Genomic DNA, 17,673 nt, shown 5'->3' on the forward strand with positions numbered 1-17,673 from the left:
TCAATGCTCCTGCTTCTTCAGGCCGGCGACGCTGAGCAGGGTCAGCACGGGAATGGTCAATAGCAGGGGAAAGAAATAGAGGTACAGGTCGTGCAAACCCAGGGCCTTGGAGAACACGCCACGGCTGATGGTCAGGAAGTGGCTGGTCGGGTAGATATTGCCGATGAAGGCGCCGGCGCCTTCCATGGCCGATACCGGGTGGATCAGGCCGGAAAACTGCGTCGCCGGCAGCAGGGTGGCGATGGCGGTGCCGAAGATGGCGGCGATCTGGCTGTTGAGGATCGACGACATCAGCAGGCCGAGTCCGGTGGCGCAGATCACGTAGAGCAGGGCGCCGATGGTCAGGGTCAGCATGCTGCCCTTGACCTGGACGTCGAACACCAGCACCGACAGGGCCACCAGCATGAAGAAGTTGATCATGCCCAGGCCGATGTAGGGCAACTGCTTGCCGAGCAGGAATTCCAGGCGGGTCACCGGGGTGACATAGAAATTGGTGATCGAGCCCAGTTCCTTCTCGCGCACCACGCCGAGGGCGGTGAGCATGGCCGGGATCAGCATCAGCAGGATCGGGATCACCGCCGGCACCATGGCCGGCAGGCTCTGTACGTCGGGGTTGTAGCGGTAGCGCAGGGTGATGTCGAACGGACTGGCCGCCACCCCCTGGGTCGAGCCACGGGCGAGTTCCTCCAGGTAGCTCTGGTGGATGCCTTGCACGTAGCCCTTGATGGTGTCGGCGCGGGTCGGCATGGCGCCATCCACCCAGAAGCCCACCTGCGGCACCTCGCCGCGCTTGAGGTCGCGGCCGAAGCCGGGCGGAATCTCCAGCGCCAGGCTGATCTCGCCCTTGCGCATGCGCTGGTCGAGATCGGCATAGTCGCGCAACGGTGCTTGCTCGACGAAGTAGCGCGAGCCGGCGATGTTCAGGGCGTAGGCGGCGCTGGTGGTGGTCTGGTCGCGGTCGAGCACCGCGTAGTTCAGGTCCTCCACGTCCAGGCTGATGCCGTAGCCCATGATGAACATCAGCAGCACCGTACCGAGCAGGGCCAGGGTGGCGCGGATCGGGTCGCGGCGCAGCTCCATGGATTCGCGCTGGGTATAGCTGTACAGGCGACGCAGGCTGAAGCGTGACTTCGACGCGCCGGCGGTGCCGTTCGACGTCTCTGGCGCTACGCCCGGCGTGGCCTCCGGGGCGCTCTCGTCGCTGCCGGCGGCATCGCGCAGGTAGGCGATGAAGGTCTCTTCCAGGGTGGCCAGGCCGCGCTTGTCCATCAGCGCCTGCGGCGTGTCGCTGTCCAGCACCCGGCCGGCGTGCATCATCGACATGCGGTCGCAGCGCAGCGCCTCGTTCATGAAGTGGGTGGAAATGAAGATGGTCACGCCATCGTTGCGCGACAGGTCGATCAGCAGTTCCCAGAAGCCGTCCCGGGCGATCGGGTCGACCCCCGAGGTGGGCTCGTCGAGGATCAGGATCTCCGGCTTGTGGATCACCGCCACCGCCAGCGACAGGCGTTGGCGCACGCCCAGGGGCAGGTCGGCCGGCAATTGCTCGGCAACGCCCTGGAGGTTGAACCTGTCGAGCATTTCCTGGATACGGCCAGGGCGCTGTGCCACGGGAATGTGGAACAGCCGGGCGTGCAGGTCGAGGTTCTGCAGCACGCTCAGCTCGCTGTACAGCGAAAAGGCCTGGGACATGTAGCCGACCCGCCGCCGGGTTTCGATGTCCCTGGGGTCGACCGGCTGGCCGAACAGGAAGGCTTCGCCTTCGCTGGCCGGCTGCAGGCCGGTGAGCATCTTCATGGTGGTCGACTTGCCGCAGCCATTGGAGCCGAGGAAGCCGAAGATCTCCCCGCGTTCGATGCGGAAATCCACATGATCGACGGCGACGAAATCGCCGAAGCGACAGGTCAGGCCATGGGCCTCGATGGCCACCGCGTCGTTGCCGCTGGCCGCCGGGCGCGGTGGAATCACCAGGGCATGGTGGCCGCTGCGCTTGGCTTCGGGCAACAGGGCGATGAAGGCTTCTTCCAGGTTGTCGGTGGCGGTGCGCTCGAGCAGTTCGCCGGGGGTGCCGGTATCCAGCACCTTGCCGTCGTCCATGGCCACCAGCCAGTCGAAACGCTGGGCTTCGTCCATGTAGGCGGTGGCGACCAGCACGCTCATGCCGGGACGGCGCGTGCGGATGCGCTCGATCAGCTCCCAGAACTGGTTGCGCGCCAGCGGGTCGACGCCGGTGGTGGGTTCGTCGAGGATCAGCAGGTCCGGGTCGTGGATCAGCGCGCAGCACAGCCCGAGCTTCTGCTTCATGCCGCCGGACAGCTTGCCCGCCGGGCGCTCGGTGAAGGGCGCGAGGCCGGTGCTCTGCACCAGGTCGGCGATGCGCGCCTTGCGTTCCGCGGCGTCCTGGCCGAACAGCCGGCCGAAGAAGTCGAGGTTCTCGAACACGGTCAGGGTCGGGTAGAGGTTCTTGCCCAGGCCCTGGGGCATGTAGGCGATGCGCGGGCAGATGTCGCGGCGGTGGCCGGCGTCGGCCATGTCGCCATCGAGCACCCGCACCGTGCCGTCCTGCAGCTTGCGCGCACCGGCGATCAGCGCCAGCAGGCTGGACTTGCCGACCCCGTCCGGGCCGATCAGGCCGATCATGCGTTTGGCGGGGATCTCCAGGCTGACGTGGTCCACCGCGCAGGTCTGGCCGTAGCGCAGGCTGACATCGAGCAACTGCGCCACGACGGAAGGGCTTTGCGTCATTGTGGAATCCGGATCTGCAGGTCTTGCGGCCATTCGGCGGCATCATCGAGTTTCAGGTAGGCCATGCCGGGGACGCCGGTCTTGACCTGGTCCAGATGCGCCTTGAGCAGGTCGGGGTCGATCCGCGCCTTGATCCGGAACATCAGCTTCTCGCGTTCGTTGGCGGTTTCCACGGTCTTCGGCGTGAACTGCGCGACGCTGGCGACGAAGGTCACCTTGGCCGGGATCACATACTGCGGCGCCGCATCCAGCACCAGGTGCACGTCGGAACCGAGGGCGACCCGGCCGGCCTGCTGCGAAGGCAGGAAGATGTTCATGTAGACATCGTTGAGATCGACCAGGTTGAGCACCTTGCCGCCCGCGGCCAGCACTTCGCCGGGCTGGCTGATACGGTATTGCACGCGGCCGCTGCGCGGTGCCTTCAACTGGCTGTCCTCGATATCGGCCTGCAGCCGCTCGACGCTGGCCTGGGCGGCCTGTACCGCCGACTCGGCCTCGATCACCTGGGACTGCGCGGCCTCGATGCCGGCCTGGGCCGAGACCACCTGGGATTGCGCGGCGGCGAGGGCGGCCTGGCCGCTCTGCAGGGCGGCCAGGTCGTCGTCCAGTTGCTGGCGTGGCAGGGCATTGCGCTTGACCAGGATCGCGGTGCGGTCATGGCGTTTCTGCGCGGCGGTGAGTTCGGCGCGGCGCTGGCGCACCACGGCTTCGGCGGTGATCTTCTCGCTTTGCCGCAGGGAGACCTGGGAATGGGCCGTGCGGGTGGCGTTCTGCGCCTGGCGTACCTGGGCCTGGGCCTGGTTCAACTGCGCCACGAGCACCTGGGTATCCATGCGCGCCAGGATCTGCCCGGCCTGGACGAAGTCGCCTTCCTCGACCTCGATTTCCAGGAGCCGGCCGGCCAGCTTGCTGGCCACGTCCACTTCGGTGGCTTCGATACGGCCGTTGGCACTGGCGAAACCCTCACCCAGTCCGCTTGGGCGCAACTTCATCCATACCAGGGCGGCAACGGCGACCAAGGCGGCCACGATCACCACGCGGGTGAGGTTTTTCCTGTACTGCTGCTTCATCAATCGATTTCCCAAACTCAGATGTTCATTGCTTTACGTAGCGGCCCGGCGCGGGTTCCACGGCCGGATACTCGGCATTGCCAGTATGCATGACGGCGGGGCGGCGTGGGCCGGCATGCCCGGCCAGCCAGGCGAACCAGTCGTGCCACCAGCTGCCGGGATGCTGTTCGGCGGCCTCGAGCCAGGCGTCGGGCTCCTCCGTTATACGCTCGTTCAGCCAATAATGGCGTTTCTGCCGTGCTGGTGGGTTGATCACCCCGGCGATATGCCCGGAGGCGCCCAGCACGAAACGGCAGGGGCCGGACAGCAGGGCGGTGCTGGCATAGGCGCTGCGCCAGGGGACGATATGGTCGTCGTGGGTGCCGAGCACATAGGCCGGCGCCTCGATGGCGCGCAGGTCGAGCTTGACCCCGCAGCAGTCCAGTTCGCCGGATTTCAGGTCGTTCTGCAGGTAGGTGTGGCGCAGGTACCAGCAGTACATGGGGCCGGGCAGATCGGTGCTGTCGTTGTTCCAGAACAGCAGGTCCAGGGGCAGCGGCTTGTCGCCCTTGAGGTACTTGTCGACATGGTAGTTCCACCACAGCTCGTTGGGCCGCAGCAGGGAGAAGGTATTGCCCATGTCCTCGCCGCGGAACAGGCCGGTGGCGCCGCCCTGGCCGCCGATGGTGCGCTCGCGGTAGGCCACCAGTTGTTCGTCGACGAAGACGCTGATCTGCCCGGTGTCCAGGTAGTCGAGGAAGGTCGCCAGCAGGCTCAGGCTGGCGATGTCCTTGTCGCCCCGGGCGGCGAGCACCGCCAGGGCGCTCGCCAGCAGGGTGCCGCCGATGCAGAAGCCCAGGCAGTTGAGCCGGCGCTCGCCGCTGATCGCCCGGGTTACCCGCAGGGCACTGATCACGCCGTCCTGGATCAGGTCGTCCCAGGTCAGGTCGGATTGCGCCTGGCCGAAGTTGCGCCAGGACATCAGGAACACCTGGTGGCCCTGTTCCAGCAGGTGACGAACCAGCGAGTTCTCCGGGCGCAGGTCGAGGATGTAGTACTTGTTGATCGCCGGCGGCACGATGAACAGCGGCCGCTGGTGCTGGGTCTCGCTCAGCGGCCGGTACTGGATCAACTGGAAGAGGGGGTTCTCGAACACCACCTCGCCGGGGGTGATGGCGAGGTTGACGCCGACTTCGAAGGCGCCCTGGTCGCACTGGCGCAGTTTGCCTTCGCGCAGGTCGTTGCCCATCTGCAGCAGGCCGTTGAACAGGCTGGCGCCCTGGGTTTCCAGCAGGCGCTGCAAGGCGTCGGGATTGCTCACCAGGAAGTTGCTCGGGGCGCTGGCGGCCAGCGCCTGTTCGACCAGGTAGCGCAGGCGCTGGCGCGGTTTGTCCTCGTCGATCGGCAGGGCATCGAGCAGTTGCAGTAGAAACGAACAGTTGAGCAGGTAGAAGGCGGCGAGGGAGCCGAACAGCGGATCGCTCCAGTTGCCGCTGGCGAAGCGCCGGTCGTCGAAGGTGAAGGGCTGGCTGCTCAGCAGGCGCTGGCCGAGGGCGCTCCACTGCTGTTGGTAGTCGCTTTGCAGCTGTTCCAGCCGCTCGGCGGGCAGCTCGAACCAGGCGTCGTGCCGGTGCCCGTTGAACCAGGGGCTGCTGGCCACCCACAGACGCAATTGTTGTAGGGCGAAACTGGCGCTGAAGGGCGCCTGGCCCGACCAGTAGCCGCTGAAGGAATTGTCCATAACCATTCATCCGCACTGAAAAACAAAAGCCGTGCTTGCCGGATCAGGCCGGTCTGGCGTGATCTCGAGCCCGGTTGTCGAGCAAGCACGGTGCGGTCACCGATAACCGGCCGACGCGGCCAGGGGCAGGCCACATCGGCTGCGAACCGATCCTCGAACCGCAAAGGCCGGGTTAGCGTTCGATGGCCAGCGCCACGCCCTGGCCGCCACCGATGCACAGGGTGGCCAGGCCCTTGCTGGCGTCGCGGCGTATCAGCTCATGCACCAGGGTGACCAGAATGCGCGCACCGGATGCGCCGATGGGATGACCCAGGGCAATGGAACCGCCATTAACGTTGACTTTCCCGCTATCCCAGCGCAGCTCCCGGGCGACCGCCAGGGATTGCGCGGCGAACGCCTCGTTGGCTTCGATCAGGTCGAGCTGGTCCAGCGTCCAGCCGGCTTTTTCCAGGGTGCGGCGGCTGGCCGGCACCGGGCCGATGCCCATCACCGCCGGATCGACCCCGGCGCTGGCATAGGCCTTGATCCGCGCCAGCACCGGCAGACCGAGGGCGGCGGCCTTGGCGGCACTGGCCAGCACCAGCACGGCGGCGCCGTCGTTGAGCGTCGAGGCATTGCCGGCGGTGACGCTGCCGTCCTTCTTGAAAGCCGCTTTCAGCTTGGCCAGGGACTCGGCCGTGGTGCCCGGGCGGGGCTGTTCGTCGCGATCGAAAACCACGGGTTCGCCCTTGCGCTGGGGAATCAGGATGGGGGTGATCTCGTCCTTGAAACGTCCGGCCTCGATGGCGGCCACGGCCTTCTGCTGCGAGGCGGCGGCGAAGGCGTCCTGGGCTTCGCGACTGATGGCGTATCGGTCCGCCAGGTTCTCGGCGGTGATGCCCATGTGGTAGTCGTTGAAGGCGTCCCACAGACCGTCGCTGATCATGCTGTCGAGCAGTTGGCCGTGGCCCATGCGCAAGCCGGTACGCGCCTTGGGCAGCACATAGGGCGCCAGGCTCATGTTCTCCATGCCGCCGGCGATGACCAGTTCGGCGTCGCCGCAGCGGATCGCCTGGGCGGCCAGGTGTACCGCCTTGAGTCCGGAACCGCAGACCTTGTTCAGGGTCAGCGCCGGCACCGTATCGGGCAGGCCGGCCCTGATCGCCGCCTGGCGCGCCGGATTCTGCCCGTTGCCGGCGCTGAGGATCTGGCCGAGGATCACCTCGTCGACCTGGGCCGGGTCCAGCTGGGTTCGTTGCAGCAGTTGCTTGATCACCGCGGCGCCCAGGTCGGCGGCGGGTATACCGGCCAGCGCGCCCTGGAAACTGCCGATGGCGGTGCGGCTGGCGGCGAGAATGACGACATCGTTCATGCGGCGCTCCGTTCGTGGGACCTGAAGGAAGGGGGAATGTCCGTGTCCGCGCGCGGCGCTACTGCATGTTCATGCCGCCATTGACCGAGAAGTCCGCGCCGCTGGCATAGGCGGATTCCTCCGATGCCAGCCAGGCGACGATCGAGGCGATCTCCTCGGGTTTGCCCAGGCGGCCGAGCGGGATGCCGGCGACCAGGCCCTCGAGAATGTCCTGGCGCATCGCCGCGGTCATGTCGGTCTGGATGTAGCCGGGGGAAACGGTATTGACGGTGATGCCCTTGCCGGTGACTTCACGGGCCAGGGCCATGCTGAAACCATGGATGCCGGCCTTGGCCGCGCAATAGTTGGTCTGGCCGAACTGGCCCCGCTGGCCATTGATCGAGGAAATATTGATGATCCGTCCCCAGCCCTTGGCCAGCATGCCCTCGATGACCTGCTTGGTGGTGTTGAACAGGCCGCTCAGGTTGGTGTCGATCACCGCCTTCCAGTTCTCCGCGGTCAGCTTGCGAAAACTGGCGTCGCGGGTGATGCCGGCGTTGTTGACCAGCACGTCGATGGGGCCGATGTTCTCGCGAACCATCTCGAAGCTCTGGCGAGTGGACTCCCAGTCGGTGATGTCGCAGTCGACGCAGTGGAAGTGATAGTCGGCCTCGAGTTGCCGGGCGATCCAGGCATTCTTGCGGCTGGAGTCGGGGCTGCAGCCGACGACCACGGTGAAACCGTCCTTGTACAGGCGCTGACTGATGGCGGTACCGATGCCACCCATGCCGCCGGTGACCAGTGCGATGCGATTGGAAACTCCCATGGCGTGTTCCTTGCGTGCATATGTGTTCGCTCAAGTATTCGGTAGCATCCCGTTCGGGAAAACGTTCTTGGGCGACGCCCGGTTGTCAATCCGTGCCAAATCTGTCATTTGCGGACATCGAATCCGGAAAATCGTCGGCTCCTTGACCTGGATCGGTGGCGAGGAGCGCAGGCGCTGTAGCGTGGCTACGGCATGGACATGGGGATAGGAGCGAAGAGAGCATGTACAGGGTCAGCGCGAGCTTTGCCGCGCTTCTGCTGAACACCTTCATGGCAGAAGGCCTGGACGTGGCGCGCCTGTGCCGCGACGCCGGGCTGGACAGGCAGCGCCTGCAGCAGGCGGATGCCTTTTTCCGGCGCCGGACGATCTATCGGCTACTGGAGTTGGCCGCCGTCGAGTCCGGCAACCCCAACATCGGCCTGAAGACCTATGCGCATTTCCTGCCGGGCAGCTTCCAGCTGGTGGGTTACGTGATGATGTCCAGCCCCAACCTGAAGGAGGCCCTGGAACGCCTGGTGCGTTTCACGCCGTTGCTCGGCAATGGCGTCACGGTGCTCTTCACCCGGGAGCAGGGCTGTCATCGGCTGTCGTTCGAGGAGCATCCCGAAGCAGGTATCGCCCGCCCCCGGCAAGCGTCGGACGCTGCCGCCGCGGCGCTGCTGGGCTTCTGCCGCTGGCTGACCGGAGGCAACCTGCAGCGGCCACTGGCGATCGAGCTCGACTATCCCGAGCCGCCGGACATTGCCGAGCACCAGCGCCTGTTCGATTGCCCGCTGCATTTCGGCGCCGCCCGGGCCAGTATCCTGTTCGCCTCGCAGGAGCTGCTGGCGCCGCTGAGCACGGCCAACGAAGCGCTGGCCACGCTTCACGAGAGTTTTGCCGAAGCCCGCCTGAGCCTGCTGTGTGGCCATTCGCTGGCCGCCCGGGTGCGCACGCTGATCACCGAGAACCTGGATCGGGGCGGCTGCGACATGGCGTCGGTGGCGAAAGCGCTGTGCATCAGCAAGCGTACCCTGCAGCGTGGCCTGGAGCGCGAGGGCGTGCAATTCAAGGATGTGCTCGGCGCCGTGCGCCGGCAACTGGCCGACTACTACCTGCGCCACACCCAGGACAGCCTGGCGCAGGTGGCCGAGCGCCTCGGCTTCCTCGAGCAAAGCAGCTTCCATAAGGCCTGCCTGCGCTGGTTCGGCGTGTCGCCCGGGCGCTACCGGCTCGGCGAGGGGGCGCTGGCGGACGGCGCCTCCGGTGAAGACACCGCCCGTGCAGCCGATGGCGACGACGCTATCGATGAACGGCAACAGGGGGACGACGCACGTCCCCCATGTGCCTGCCGTTCCGGGGGCGTGTGCTCGTGCTGACGGGCCGGCGCCGTCCTGGCCGACGCACCGCGACGGGATCGCCGCCCGTGCCGTAGGTTTGGCGGGCGCGAGGTTTCAGCCGATGATATTGAGCCCGCCATCGACGAAATGGACGCTGCCGGTCTGGCCGCACGCGGCATCGCTGACCAGCCAGGCGCAGAGCGCGCCCACGTCCTCGAGGCTGGCCAGGCGGCGCAACGGCGAGCGGGTCGCGGCCCGCTCGAGCAGGTTGTCGAAGTCCTTCAGCCCGGATGCGGCGCGGGTCGGCATGGGGCCGGGGGAAATCGCATGGACGCGGATGCCGCGGGGGCCCAGCTCGTCGGCCAGGTAGCGGACGCCGGCTTCCAGGGCGGCCTTGACCGGCCCCATCAGCGCGTAGCCATCGATCACTTCCTGGGCGCCGTGGTAGCTCATGGTCAGCAGGGTGCCGCCGCGCTCCATCAGCGGTTCGGCCAAGCGCGCCATGCGGATGAAGGAGTGGCAGGAAATGTCCATGGCCTGCAGGAAGCCTGCGCTGGAACTGTCCAGCAAGCGGCCGCGCAGGTCATCCTTGGGCGCGCTGGCGAGGGAGTGGACGAGAAAGTCGAGGCGCCCCCAGCGTTGTTCGATGTCCTCGAACAACGCCTCCAGCTCGCCGGGCCGGGTGATGTCCAGGGGCCGTTTCAGGCCGGCCTGGAGCTGGTCGGCCAGTGGCTCCACGTGTCTGCGCGCCTTGTCGTTGAGCCAGGTGATGGCCAGTTCGGCGCCCATGGCATGCAGCGCCCGGGCGCAGCCCCAGGCGATGGAGTGCTGGTTGGCGATGCCCACCACCAGGCCGCGTTTGCCAGCCAGGGACAGGCGCTGTGGCGTGAAACTCATGGCACGGACTCCTGGTACAGGCGCCAGGTATGGCGGGCAATCATGCTTTCCTCGTCGGTGGCGACCACCAGTATCGGCCGGGCGCTGTCGCGGCTGGAGATGCGCTCGGCATGCCGGCCGTTGGCCGCTGCGTCCAGGCGCAGGCCGAACAGCGGGGCCAGGTGCGTGACCACCTGGTGACGCAGTTCGGCATCCTTCTCGCCGATGCCGGCGGTGAACACCAGGGTGTCCAGGCCGCCTAGGCTGACGGCCAGGCGGCCGATTTCCTGGGCGATGCGGTAGGCATAATAATCGATGGCCAGCCGCGCGCGCGGCGCGCTGCTGGCGCGCAGGCTGCGCATGTCGCTGCCGACCCCGGAAATGCCGAGCAGGCCCGATTGGTGGTAGAGCATGTGTTCCAGGCTGCGGGCATCCTCGCCGCGTGCCAGCAGGTGCAGCAGCACACCGGGGTCCAGGGCGCCGCAGCGGCTGCCCATGGGCAGGCCGTCCAGGGCGCTGAATGAAGTGGTCACCTCGACGCTCCTGCCGCCATCGACGGCGCACAGGCTGGAGCCGTTGCCCAGGTGGGCGATCACCAGCTTGCCGGCGGCCAGTTCCGGGTGCCGCTGTTGCAGGTACTGGCTGATGTATTCGAACGACAGGCCATGGAAACCGTAGCGGCGGATACCCTGTTCATACAGGGCATAAGGCAGGCCGAAGAGTTGGCTGAGCAGGCTGCGCCCGGCATGGAACGCGGTATCGAAGCAGGCGACCTGAGGCAGCTCCGGCTGGCTGTCGAGCACCACCTGGATCGCCGCCAGGTTGTGCGGTTGATGCAGCGGCGCCAGGGGTTCCAGCTCGCGCAGGCGGGCCAGCACTGCGGCATCGATGCGCAGGGGCGCGCTGAAGTCCGCGCCGCCATGCACCACGCGATGGCCGATCAGCGTCGGGCGCCGGTCTCCCAGGTATTCGCCGAGGGCCTGGTAGAGCTGCCGGAACGCCGCCGGCATATCGCCCACCTGCTGGGCGTCGAAGGCGCTGTCGTGGATGTTGCTGCCGTCGGCCCGGGTGAGCCTGAGGCGTGGTTGCACGCCGATACCGTCCAGCTTGCCGCGGGCCAGCAGCGCCGGTTCGGCCTCGCCGCGTCGGCCGGTGAACAGGCCGATCTTGAGGCTCGACGAACCGGCGTTGACGGTGAGGATCAGTGCGTCCCGTGGCGCATTCATGCCAGCGCCTCCACGGCCAGTGCTGTGCGCCGGGCCTCGGCCAGCAGCACGCCGAGGGCGCAACTGGCGATGCGCGCGCGGACGCTGTCGGCGCGGCTGGTGAGAATGATCGGCACGCGGGCGCCGAGGACGATACCGGCGGCCTCGGCGCCGGCCAGGTAGATCAGTTGCTTGGCGAGGATATTGCCGGCCTCCAGATCCGGGGCGAGGAGGATGTCCGGATCGCCGGCGACCTCGGACTGGATACCCTTGAGCCGCGCCGCTTCGGCGTTGATCGCGTTGTCGAAGGCCAGGGGGCCGTCGAGCAGGCCGCCCTGGATCTGCCCGCGCCGCGCCATCACCACCAGCGCGGCGGCCTCCAGGGTCGAGGGCAATTTGGCGGTGACCGTCTCCACCGCCGACAGCAGCGCCAGCTTCGGCCGCTCGACGCCTAGCACGTGCAGCAGGTCGATGGCGTTGCGGCAGATATCGGCCTTGTCGTCCAGGCTGGGGAAGATGTTCACCGCCGCGTCGGTGACGAACAGCGGTTTGTGGTAGCTGGGCACGTTCATCGCGTACAGGTGGCTGAGGCGCCGCTCCGTGCGCAGGCCGCTGTCGCGGGCGGTCACCGCCTGCAGCAGCTCATCGCTGTGCAGGCTGCCTTTCATCAGCAGTTCGGCACGGCCGGCGCGCACCAGTTCGACCCCACGCGCGGCGGCGGCATGGCTGTGTTCCACGGATTCCAGCGGCCATTGGGCGATAGCCAGGCCGGCCGCCGCCGCGGTGCTCTCGATCCTGTGCCGCGGGCCGATCAGGATCGGTGCGATCAGCCCGGCGTCCGCGGCCTCCAGCGCACCGCTCAAGGCGCCGGCCGAGCAGGGGTGAACCACGGCGGTGGGCACCGGGGCGAGACGGTCGCAACGCCGCAGCAGATCCTGATAATGATCCTGGCTCATTCGCTTGAACCGGCTGGGTCGTTGGCCGGGCGCTTGCGCTTGCGCGCGGCGGCTGCGTTTGGGGCGGGCTTGGCCGCAGGCGCCCCGGCGGCCGGTTCGCCATCCAGTGGCGTGCTGGCCTCGGCCGTCGCCTTGCCCGTGGCGGCCTTGCCTGGGCCTGTCCTGGCCGTCGCGGGCGCTGGCTTGCCGGCGGTTTTGCCCGGCGCTTTGCCGGAGTCGGCCGCCTTCGTCGTTTTGCCCGGCGAGCTGGCGCGGCGCGCCGGCGCGGCGGCCCGGCTGGCTGCCCTGGCGCGTACGCTGTCGGCAGCGGCCGGCGCAGTTGCGTCGGCTGGCGCAGTAGGCTTGGCAGCGGCTGCCGCGTCCGTCGCGGCCGGCTCGTCGGGGGTCAGGACGAAGCCGGGCAGGGGGCGTTCGAGCAGGCGGTGCAGTTCGCGCCATAAGTCGCCCACGGCGCCCTCGGCGGTGTGCAGTTCCGGCACCAACTGGATGACGGCGTCCAGCACCTGCTGGCGTTCGCTCGCCGTGCGCAGCAACAGCGGCAGGCTGCTCAGGCTTTCCGCGGCGTGGGCAAACACCAGCAGGCCCTGCAGGCGAACGCTGTCGCGCAGGGCGATGGGGTCGAGGGCGAACTGCTGCACGAGTTGGCGACCGTGCTGGGCGAGGCGCTCGATCCGCTCCTTGCTGATGCTCTGGCTGGTGCTGCCGAGCAGGAACAGGATGCGCGCCAGGGCTTCCAGCTGGCCGCCATGCGGCAGGGCATCGTGCAGGCGCGCGATCAGCGCTTGATCCTGCACGCTGGCGCGTTTCTGCGGATTCTGTGGTTTTTGCCCACCGGTGAGCGTGCTCAGGCCGCCATAGAAACCGTGGAAGCACAGTTCCTGGAGCGCATCGCGCAGGTCGCGGTAGCCGTCCAACTGCGCTTCGACGAGGTGGGAGAACAGCGCCTGCCAGGTCAGCAGCGGGTTGTCCGCGGCCACCGGCCGCCGGTTGCCGCGCACCTGCCCGGCGGTGCCGGCCAGCCACCAGAGCGCCGGGTTCAGGCTGCTCCAGAGCACCTGTTGCTGGTGGAAGGGATGCGCCTTGCGGATGACCTCGGCCGTGGGTTCGTTGATCAGCTGGCGCATCGTCGGACGCACGAACCAGTCGTAGAGGGTGCTGTTGAGTTCCGAGAGGCGGTCGACCAGGGCGAATTCACGCTCGTCGTCGCGCCCGTCCTGGTCATGGCTGAGGATATCGGCGATGCGTCGGCGTTCGAAATGCACCTGATAGGTCTGCCCGTCTTCGGCGGTTTCCGGCAAGTCATCGATCACCAGTTCGTACAGGCCGGCCGGTAGCGCGCCGATGCTGTCGATGGCGCCCAGCAACTCGCGGTGCTCGCGGCGGGCCACCTTGCCCGAGACGAAGATGCCCAGGTGGCCGATGCTGGCATGGCGCAGGTAGACGATGGTACGTCCGGCGCTGCGCAGGGCCAGGTCGCTGGGGTAGACGTCGACGATCCAGTTCAGCGCCTGCTGCGGCGGCGTGATGTTGTCGCCATAGGAACAGAACACCACCACCGGCGCTTCGATGCGCTTCAGGTCGATTGCGCTGCTCTTGCGCCCGAAGCCGCCCGCCAGGCGGTTGCCGATGAACAGGTCGTCGACGATGGCCTCGATCTCCTCGCTGTTGAGCAGCGTCGGGCTACCCCACCAGCGTTCGAAGTCGAGAAAGCGCGGCGCCTCGCTGTCGACCTGGCTGAACAGGTTGTAGTACTTGCTCCAGTGGGTGTTGGCCGGGTTCAGGCTCTCGAAGTTGCTGACCAGCCAGGCGCCGTCGAAACGGCCGTTGCCCAGGTCGCTGCCCAGGCGCGTCATCCAGCTGCCGCCGAGCAGGCCGCCGGCGTAACGCATCGGGTTGCTGCCATTGACCCCGGCCCAGTACGACAGCGGCGCGCCGTTGATGATCACCAGGCCCGGCAGTTCCGGGCGGGCGGCGGCCAGCCCCATCAGCGCCCAGCCGGCCTGGCAGTTGCCGATGATCACCGGTTTGCCGGTGTCGGGGTGGCGGGCGCGAACCGCCTCGATGAAATGGGCTTCGGCTTCGGCGATATCGGCCAGTGTCTGTCCCGGCGCGGGGAAGTGGCTGAAGGCGATGAAATAGGTGGGGTGCCCGGCCCTCAGGCTTTCCCCGATCTCCGAGTCCTCCTTGAAGCCACCGATGCCGGCGCCGTGGCCGCCACGCGGGTCGACGATGATCACCGGCTGGCGGCTGTCGTCGCTCGGCTGGTTGGGGCCCGGGAGTATCCGCAGCAGGGAGTAGTTGGCCGGGTGGGGCAAGTCGTGGCCGTCGATCAGCACCTCGTGGTCGAACTTGAGCAGCAGTGGGTATCCCGCACGCTCGTGGGCCAGGGTGTTGTCGCCGCGCTGGCGCAGGGTGTCGAGGAACAGCAGGCTGCGCTGGCCGAAATCGACCAGGTATTCCCAGCAATCGCTGGCGCTGGGCTGGCGCAACTGGCCGGCGCGAATGGGCGCGAGGATATGTTCCTGGCGCTGGCGCAAGGCATCCAGGAGGATCTGCACATGCAGGCGCTGCAGTTCGCCCATGTGCCTGAGCAGGCCCTGGTACGACGCGTAATGGTCTTCCTGCTTTGCAAAAAAACTTTCCTGACTCATGACCGTCTCCCGTCGCTGGCAGGTCAACGAGCCGCTTGCCTGATCCAGACTGCTCGCTCAGGCCGGCCCATGCTTCGCCGGTTGTGGCGAATGATTCCTTATAGCCAATGCCCGGCGCTCAGGCAAAGCTTTTTTGTGCGCTGCAAAAAACGCTTGCAAAGGGTTTTTTGCAGCGCAACAATCCAGTGGCGCGTCGGGTTCGCGACAAGTGCTGGCTCGCGCGCATCGTTCCTCCTTCGGGTGCACGGTCGAGACACACAGGCTGCAGCGCCTACGGCACCTGAGCCGGCAGTGCGCACGGGCTGTCCTGGAGGTGGAGTCAGGCCCTTTGCCGGGCCATCCCGTTACCTGGAGACCCAACCATGTCCTTGTTCGATACGGAAAAACTGCACAGCACCCAGAAAGCCAACCTCGACCTGTTGCAACAGATCAGCAGCAAGGTATTCGAGGGCGTCGAGCAGCTCAGCCAATTGCAGTTCAAGACGCTGCGCGCCTCGAGCGACGATCACTTCGACAGCTTCCGCAAGCTGCTCTCGGCCCGCGACCCACAGGCTTTCGCCGAGCTGCAGGCCTCCTTCGCCCAGCCCACCGCCCAGGCCGAACGCCTGATGGAATTCAATCGCCAGGTGTACGAACTGATTTCCGGTACCCAGTCGGAAATCGCCAAGCTCGCCGAGCGCCAGATAGAGACGGGCGCCAAGCAGGTCCAGGAACTGGTGGAGGTGATCGCCAAGAACGCACCGACCGGGGCCGAGCCGGCGGTGGCCGTGCTCAAGTCGGCGCTGGAAAGCGCCGGCAGCGTCTACGAAAGCGCGCAGAAGGCGGCGAAGCAGGCGGCGGAAATCGCCGAGAACGGTATTGCCGCAGCCGCTTCCGCTGCCGGTCAGGCGACTCGTGAAGCCGGCAAGGCGGCGGGCGGTTCGCGCAAGCAGGCCTGACAGGCTGTGGCTTGCTCGGGTAGGTCTGTTTCGGCGTGGATGACGACATCGAGGCAACAGCAGTCGCAAGCTGCAAGCTGCAAGTTAAAAGCAACTCGGGGCGCTTCAGGCTCTTGCTTGCAGCTTGTGGCTTGAAGCTTATGTCCGCTCCTGCCGGCGGGCTTAGTGTCCGTCGTCGTCCTTTTTGCGCCCGTCGTCGCCGTCGGGCCTGGCGGACGGCGGCGTGCCGAACAGACCGAACAGGTTCTGGGTGTTGAGGTAAAGCTGCTTCGACTGATCGACGTACTGGTTCATCAGTTCCTGCATCACCGGCACCTGTTTGTGCATGAACTCGCTCCAGGCCTGGGAGGACTGCACGCCGGTCTGGGTCTGCACGTCGATGACGGTCTGGATGCTCTTTTCCAGGTAGCTGCCGAGCATGCCCTGGAAGGGACCGTAGAAACGGATGATGCCCTTGAGCATGTCGCTGGAGAAAATCGGTTCGCCGTCGCTTTCCGCTTCCTGGATGATCTGCATCAGGATGCTGCGGGTCAGGTCTTCGCCACTCTTGGCGTCGACCACCTGAAAGGGGATTTCATCGATCACCAACTGGCGGATATCGCTCAGCGTCAGATGGCTGCTGGTATGGGTATCGTACAGGCGGCGATTGGCGTATTTCTTGATCAGACGGGGAGTGTTCCGGCTGTTCTCTGGCATGTGACGTGTCTCGTGAATAGCCTGGAGTCGCGGCTATCTTACCCCAGAGGCGTGGCTGCCAGTAGCAGCCGCAAGCTTCAAGTCAGAAGCATAGGGCGTTATGCCTGAAGCGCTTTCGACCTGCCGCTCGCAGGGGGCGGCCATCCGCCTTGCAGCTTATGGCCGCTCCCATGTTCGGTTCTGTCGCGCTTGATGTAGGCTTCCAGCGTGCGCGGGATCTCCTCGGCGAGTATGCGTTCGCGCCGTGCCGGTTCCTTCCCTCGCAGCGAAACACGCGAAAACCACCCCCTTGATGAAGGCGTAACCCGATGCAACAACTCGAAGTCATGATTGGTTTGATCGGCCTGGGATTCCTGTTGCTGGTAACAGGCTACAGCCGCCGGGAATTCGATTACGGGGTCCTGATGATCGCCGCGGGGATTGGCGTGATGTTCGCCACCATCGGCTACAAGCTCTACCTGGTGCTGGGTTGAGGCGATGAGTTCCGGGCGATGGGGACCGCCCAGGCCCGGCTCTCTCTGCATGACCTCGAGTCGCTGTGACGCCAAGTGCCGAAAGCCCTTGCCTGCGCGCAATGGCTGCTGGCGCATCGCCCCGGGGGCGGGGCTCCTACCTGACCCAGACTTGCCGCAATCCGGCGGGAGCCGCGGCGATTGGCGAGCACGACGCGGCTTGCGCTGAAACGTCAACAGGCCCTGGTGGCGTTACTTGATGACGCCACAGGCCACGCGCGCACCGCCGCCGCCCAGCGGCTCGGGATGGTCGGCATGGTTGTCGCCACCGGCGTGCACCATCAGCGACAGGCCCTTGAGCTCGTCTACGTTCTTGATGCGGGGAGCCAGTACCGGCTGGTTGGCCTTGCCGTCGGCGGTGACCAGCAGGGCGGGCAGGTCGCCGAGGTGGCCCTCGCCCCAGGGCAGGCCGTGCTTGCCGGTGTTCTGTGGGTCCCAATGGCCGCCAGCGGCTTCGGCAGCCGAGGGCTGGCCATCCTTGGGCGCCGGATCGCAACTGGGCTTGCTGTGTACGTGGAAGCCATGCACGCCCGGCTCGAGGTCGTGCAGCTCGGGGCTGAACACCACGCCGTAGGGGCTCTGGCTGATAACCACCTTGCCGACCGAGGCGCCCTGGCCTTCGGCGCTCACGGCGTTGAGTTCGACCGACAGGTCGGCGGCCTGCAGGCTGGCGGCGCAGCAGCCGGCCAGAGCGGCGATCATCCATCGTTTCATTGGTGACTCCTTGGAATAGGGGGAAAAGAGGGGCGCAGCAAGGCCCTATGGGGTGGGACTGGCTGGCGTGCGTGAGGTTCGCTGTTTTTCCTGGTCATGCTCGTCCGTCGCCACG

14 protein-coding genes are annotated in these 17,673 nt (G+C 66.8%); 3 read left to right on the plus strand and 11 right to left on the minus strand.

Annotated features, from left to right (window positions below):
• The 5 genes from rbbA to phbB form a co-directional block, all read right to left on the minus strand.
• Positions 1-2,745, minus strand: coding sequence for a ribosome-associated ATPase/putative transporter RbbA (rbbA, locus tag DNK34_RS05475; RefSeq protein ID WP_131173591.1), 2,745 nt, complete (start codon positions 2,743-2,745; stop codon positions 1-3).
• Positions 2,742-3,815, minus strand: coding sequence for an HlyD family secretion protein (locus DNK34_RS05480; RefSeq protein WP_131173590.1), 1,074 nt, complete (start codon positions 3,813-3,815; stop codon positions 2,742-2,744). Before DNK34_RS05480 ends, rbbA begins: the two co-directional genes overlap by 4 nt.
• Before the next feature lie 25 nt (positions 3,816-3,840).
• Entirely contained in the window at positions 3,841-5,535 is a 1,695-nt protein-coding gene (phaC, locus tag DNK34_RS05485; protein ID WP_131173589.1) for a class I poly(R)-hydroxyalkanoic acid synthase, read from the minus strand.
• Positions 5,536-5,707: 172 nt separating this feature from the next.
• Positions 5,708-6,886 (minus strand): acetyl-CoA C-acetyltransferase, encoded by a 1,179-nt coding sequence (locus DNK34_RS05490; RefSeq protein ID WP_131173588.1) that lies wholly within the window; start codon positions 6,884-6,886, stop codon positions 5,708-5,710.
• A gap of 58 nt (positions 6,887-6,944) precedes the next feature.
• Positions 6,945-7,691, minus strand: coding sequence for an acetoacetyl-CoA reductase (gene phbB, locus DNK34_RS05495; RefSeq protein WP_131173587.1), 747 nt, complete (start codon positions 7,689-7,691; stop codon positions 6,945-6,947).
• Positions 7,692-7,912: 221 nt separating this feature from the next.
• Between phbB and DNK34_RS05500 the strand changes: the two genes are divergently transcribed.
• Positions 7,913-9,049: an AraC family transcriptional regulator gene (locus tag DNK34_RS05500; RefSeq protein ID WP_131173586.1), complete on the plus strand. Its 1,137-nt coding sequence runs from the start codon at positions 7,913-7,915 to the stop codon at positions 9,047-9,049.
• A gap of 75 nt (positions 9,050-9,124) precedes the next feature.
• Here DNK34_RS05500 and fabI read toward each other — a convergent pair whose 3' ends face one another.
• The 4 genes from fabI to DNK34_RS05520 are packed head-to-tail and all read right to left on the minus strand — an operon-like array spanning position 9,125 to position 14,698.
• Positions 9,125-9,907: an enoyl-ACP reductase FabI gene (fabI, locus tag DNK34_RS05505; RefSeq protein ID WP_131173585.1), complete on the minus strand. Its 783-nt coding sequence runs from the start codon at positions 9,905-9,907 to the stop codon at positions 9,125-9,127.
• Positions 9,904-11,112, minus strand: coding sequence for an acetate/propionate family kinase (locus tag DNK34_RS05510; protein WP_131173584.1), 1,209 nt, complete (start codon positions 11,110-11,112; stop codon positions 9,904-9,906). The genes fabI and DNK34_RS05510 overlap by 4 nt, the downstream gene beginning before the upstream one ends.
• Positions 11,109-12,047: a bifunctional enoyl-CoA hydratase/phosphate acetyltransferase gene (locus DNK34_RS05515; protein WP_131173583.1), complete on the minus strand. Its 939-nt coding sequence runs from the start codon at positions 12,045-12,047 to the stop codon at positions 11,109-11,111. Before DNK34_RS05515 ends, DNK34_RS05510 begins: the two co-directional genes overlap by 4 nt.
• Positions 12,044-14,698 carry a DUF3141 domain-containing protein gene (locus DNK34_RS05520; RefSeq protein WP_131173582.1) on the minus strand — a complete coding sequence of 885 codons (2,655 nt, stop codon included), beginning with the start codon at positions 14,696-14,698 and terminating at the stop codon, positions 12,044-12,046. Before DNK34_RS05520 ends, DNK34_RS05515 begins: the two co-directional genes overlap by 4 nt.
• A gap of 362 nt (positions 14,699-15,060) precedes the next feature.
• Here DNK34_RS05520 and DNK34_RS05525 point away from each other — a divergent pair, with 362 nt between their 5' ends.
• Entirely contained in the window at positions 15,061-15,636 is a 576-nt protein-coding gene (locus DNK34_RS05525; protein ID WP_131173581.1) for a phasin family protein, read from the plus strand.
• 162 nt (positions 15,637-15,798) lie between these two features.
• Here DNK34_RS05525 and phaR read toward each other — a convergent pair whose 3' ends face one another.
• Positions 15,799-16,332, minus strand: a complete 534-nt coding sequence (gene phaR, locus DNK34_RS05530) for a polyhydroxyalkanoate synthesis repressor PhaR (RefSeq protein ID WP_131173580.1) — start codon at positions 16,330-16,332, stop codon at positions 15,799-15,801.
• Between the two features lie 308 nt (positions 16,333-16,640).
• Between phaR and DNK34_RS25380 the strand changes: the two genes are divergently transcribed.
• A complete protein-coding gene (locus DNK34_RS25380; protein ID WP_165496907.1) occupies positions 16,641-16,805 on the plus strand; it encodes a hypothetical protein in 165 nt (54 codons plus the stop codon).
• A gap of 231 nt (positions 16,806-17,036) precedes the next feature.
• On the opposite strand, the gene sodC is transcribed toward DNK34_RS25380, so the two are convergent.
• Positions 17,037-17,558: a superoxide dismutase family protein gene (gene sodC / locus DNK34_RS05535; RefSeq protein WP_131173579.1), complete on the minus strand. Its 522-nt coding sequence runs from the start codon at positions 17,556-17,558 to the stop codon at positions 17,037-17,039.
• Between the last annotated feature and the right edge of the window lie 115 nt (positions 17,559-17,673).

This window comes from Phytopseudomonas dryadis, assembly GCF_004327355.1.
GTDB classification, from domain to species: Bacteria; Pseudomonadota; Gammaproteobacteria; order Pseudomonadales; family Pseudomonadaceae; genus Aquipseudomonas; species Aquipseudomonas dryadis.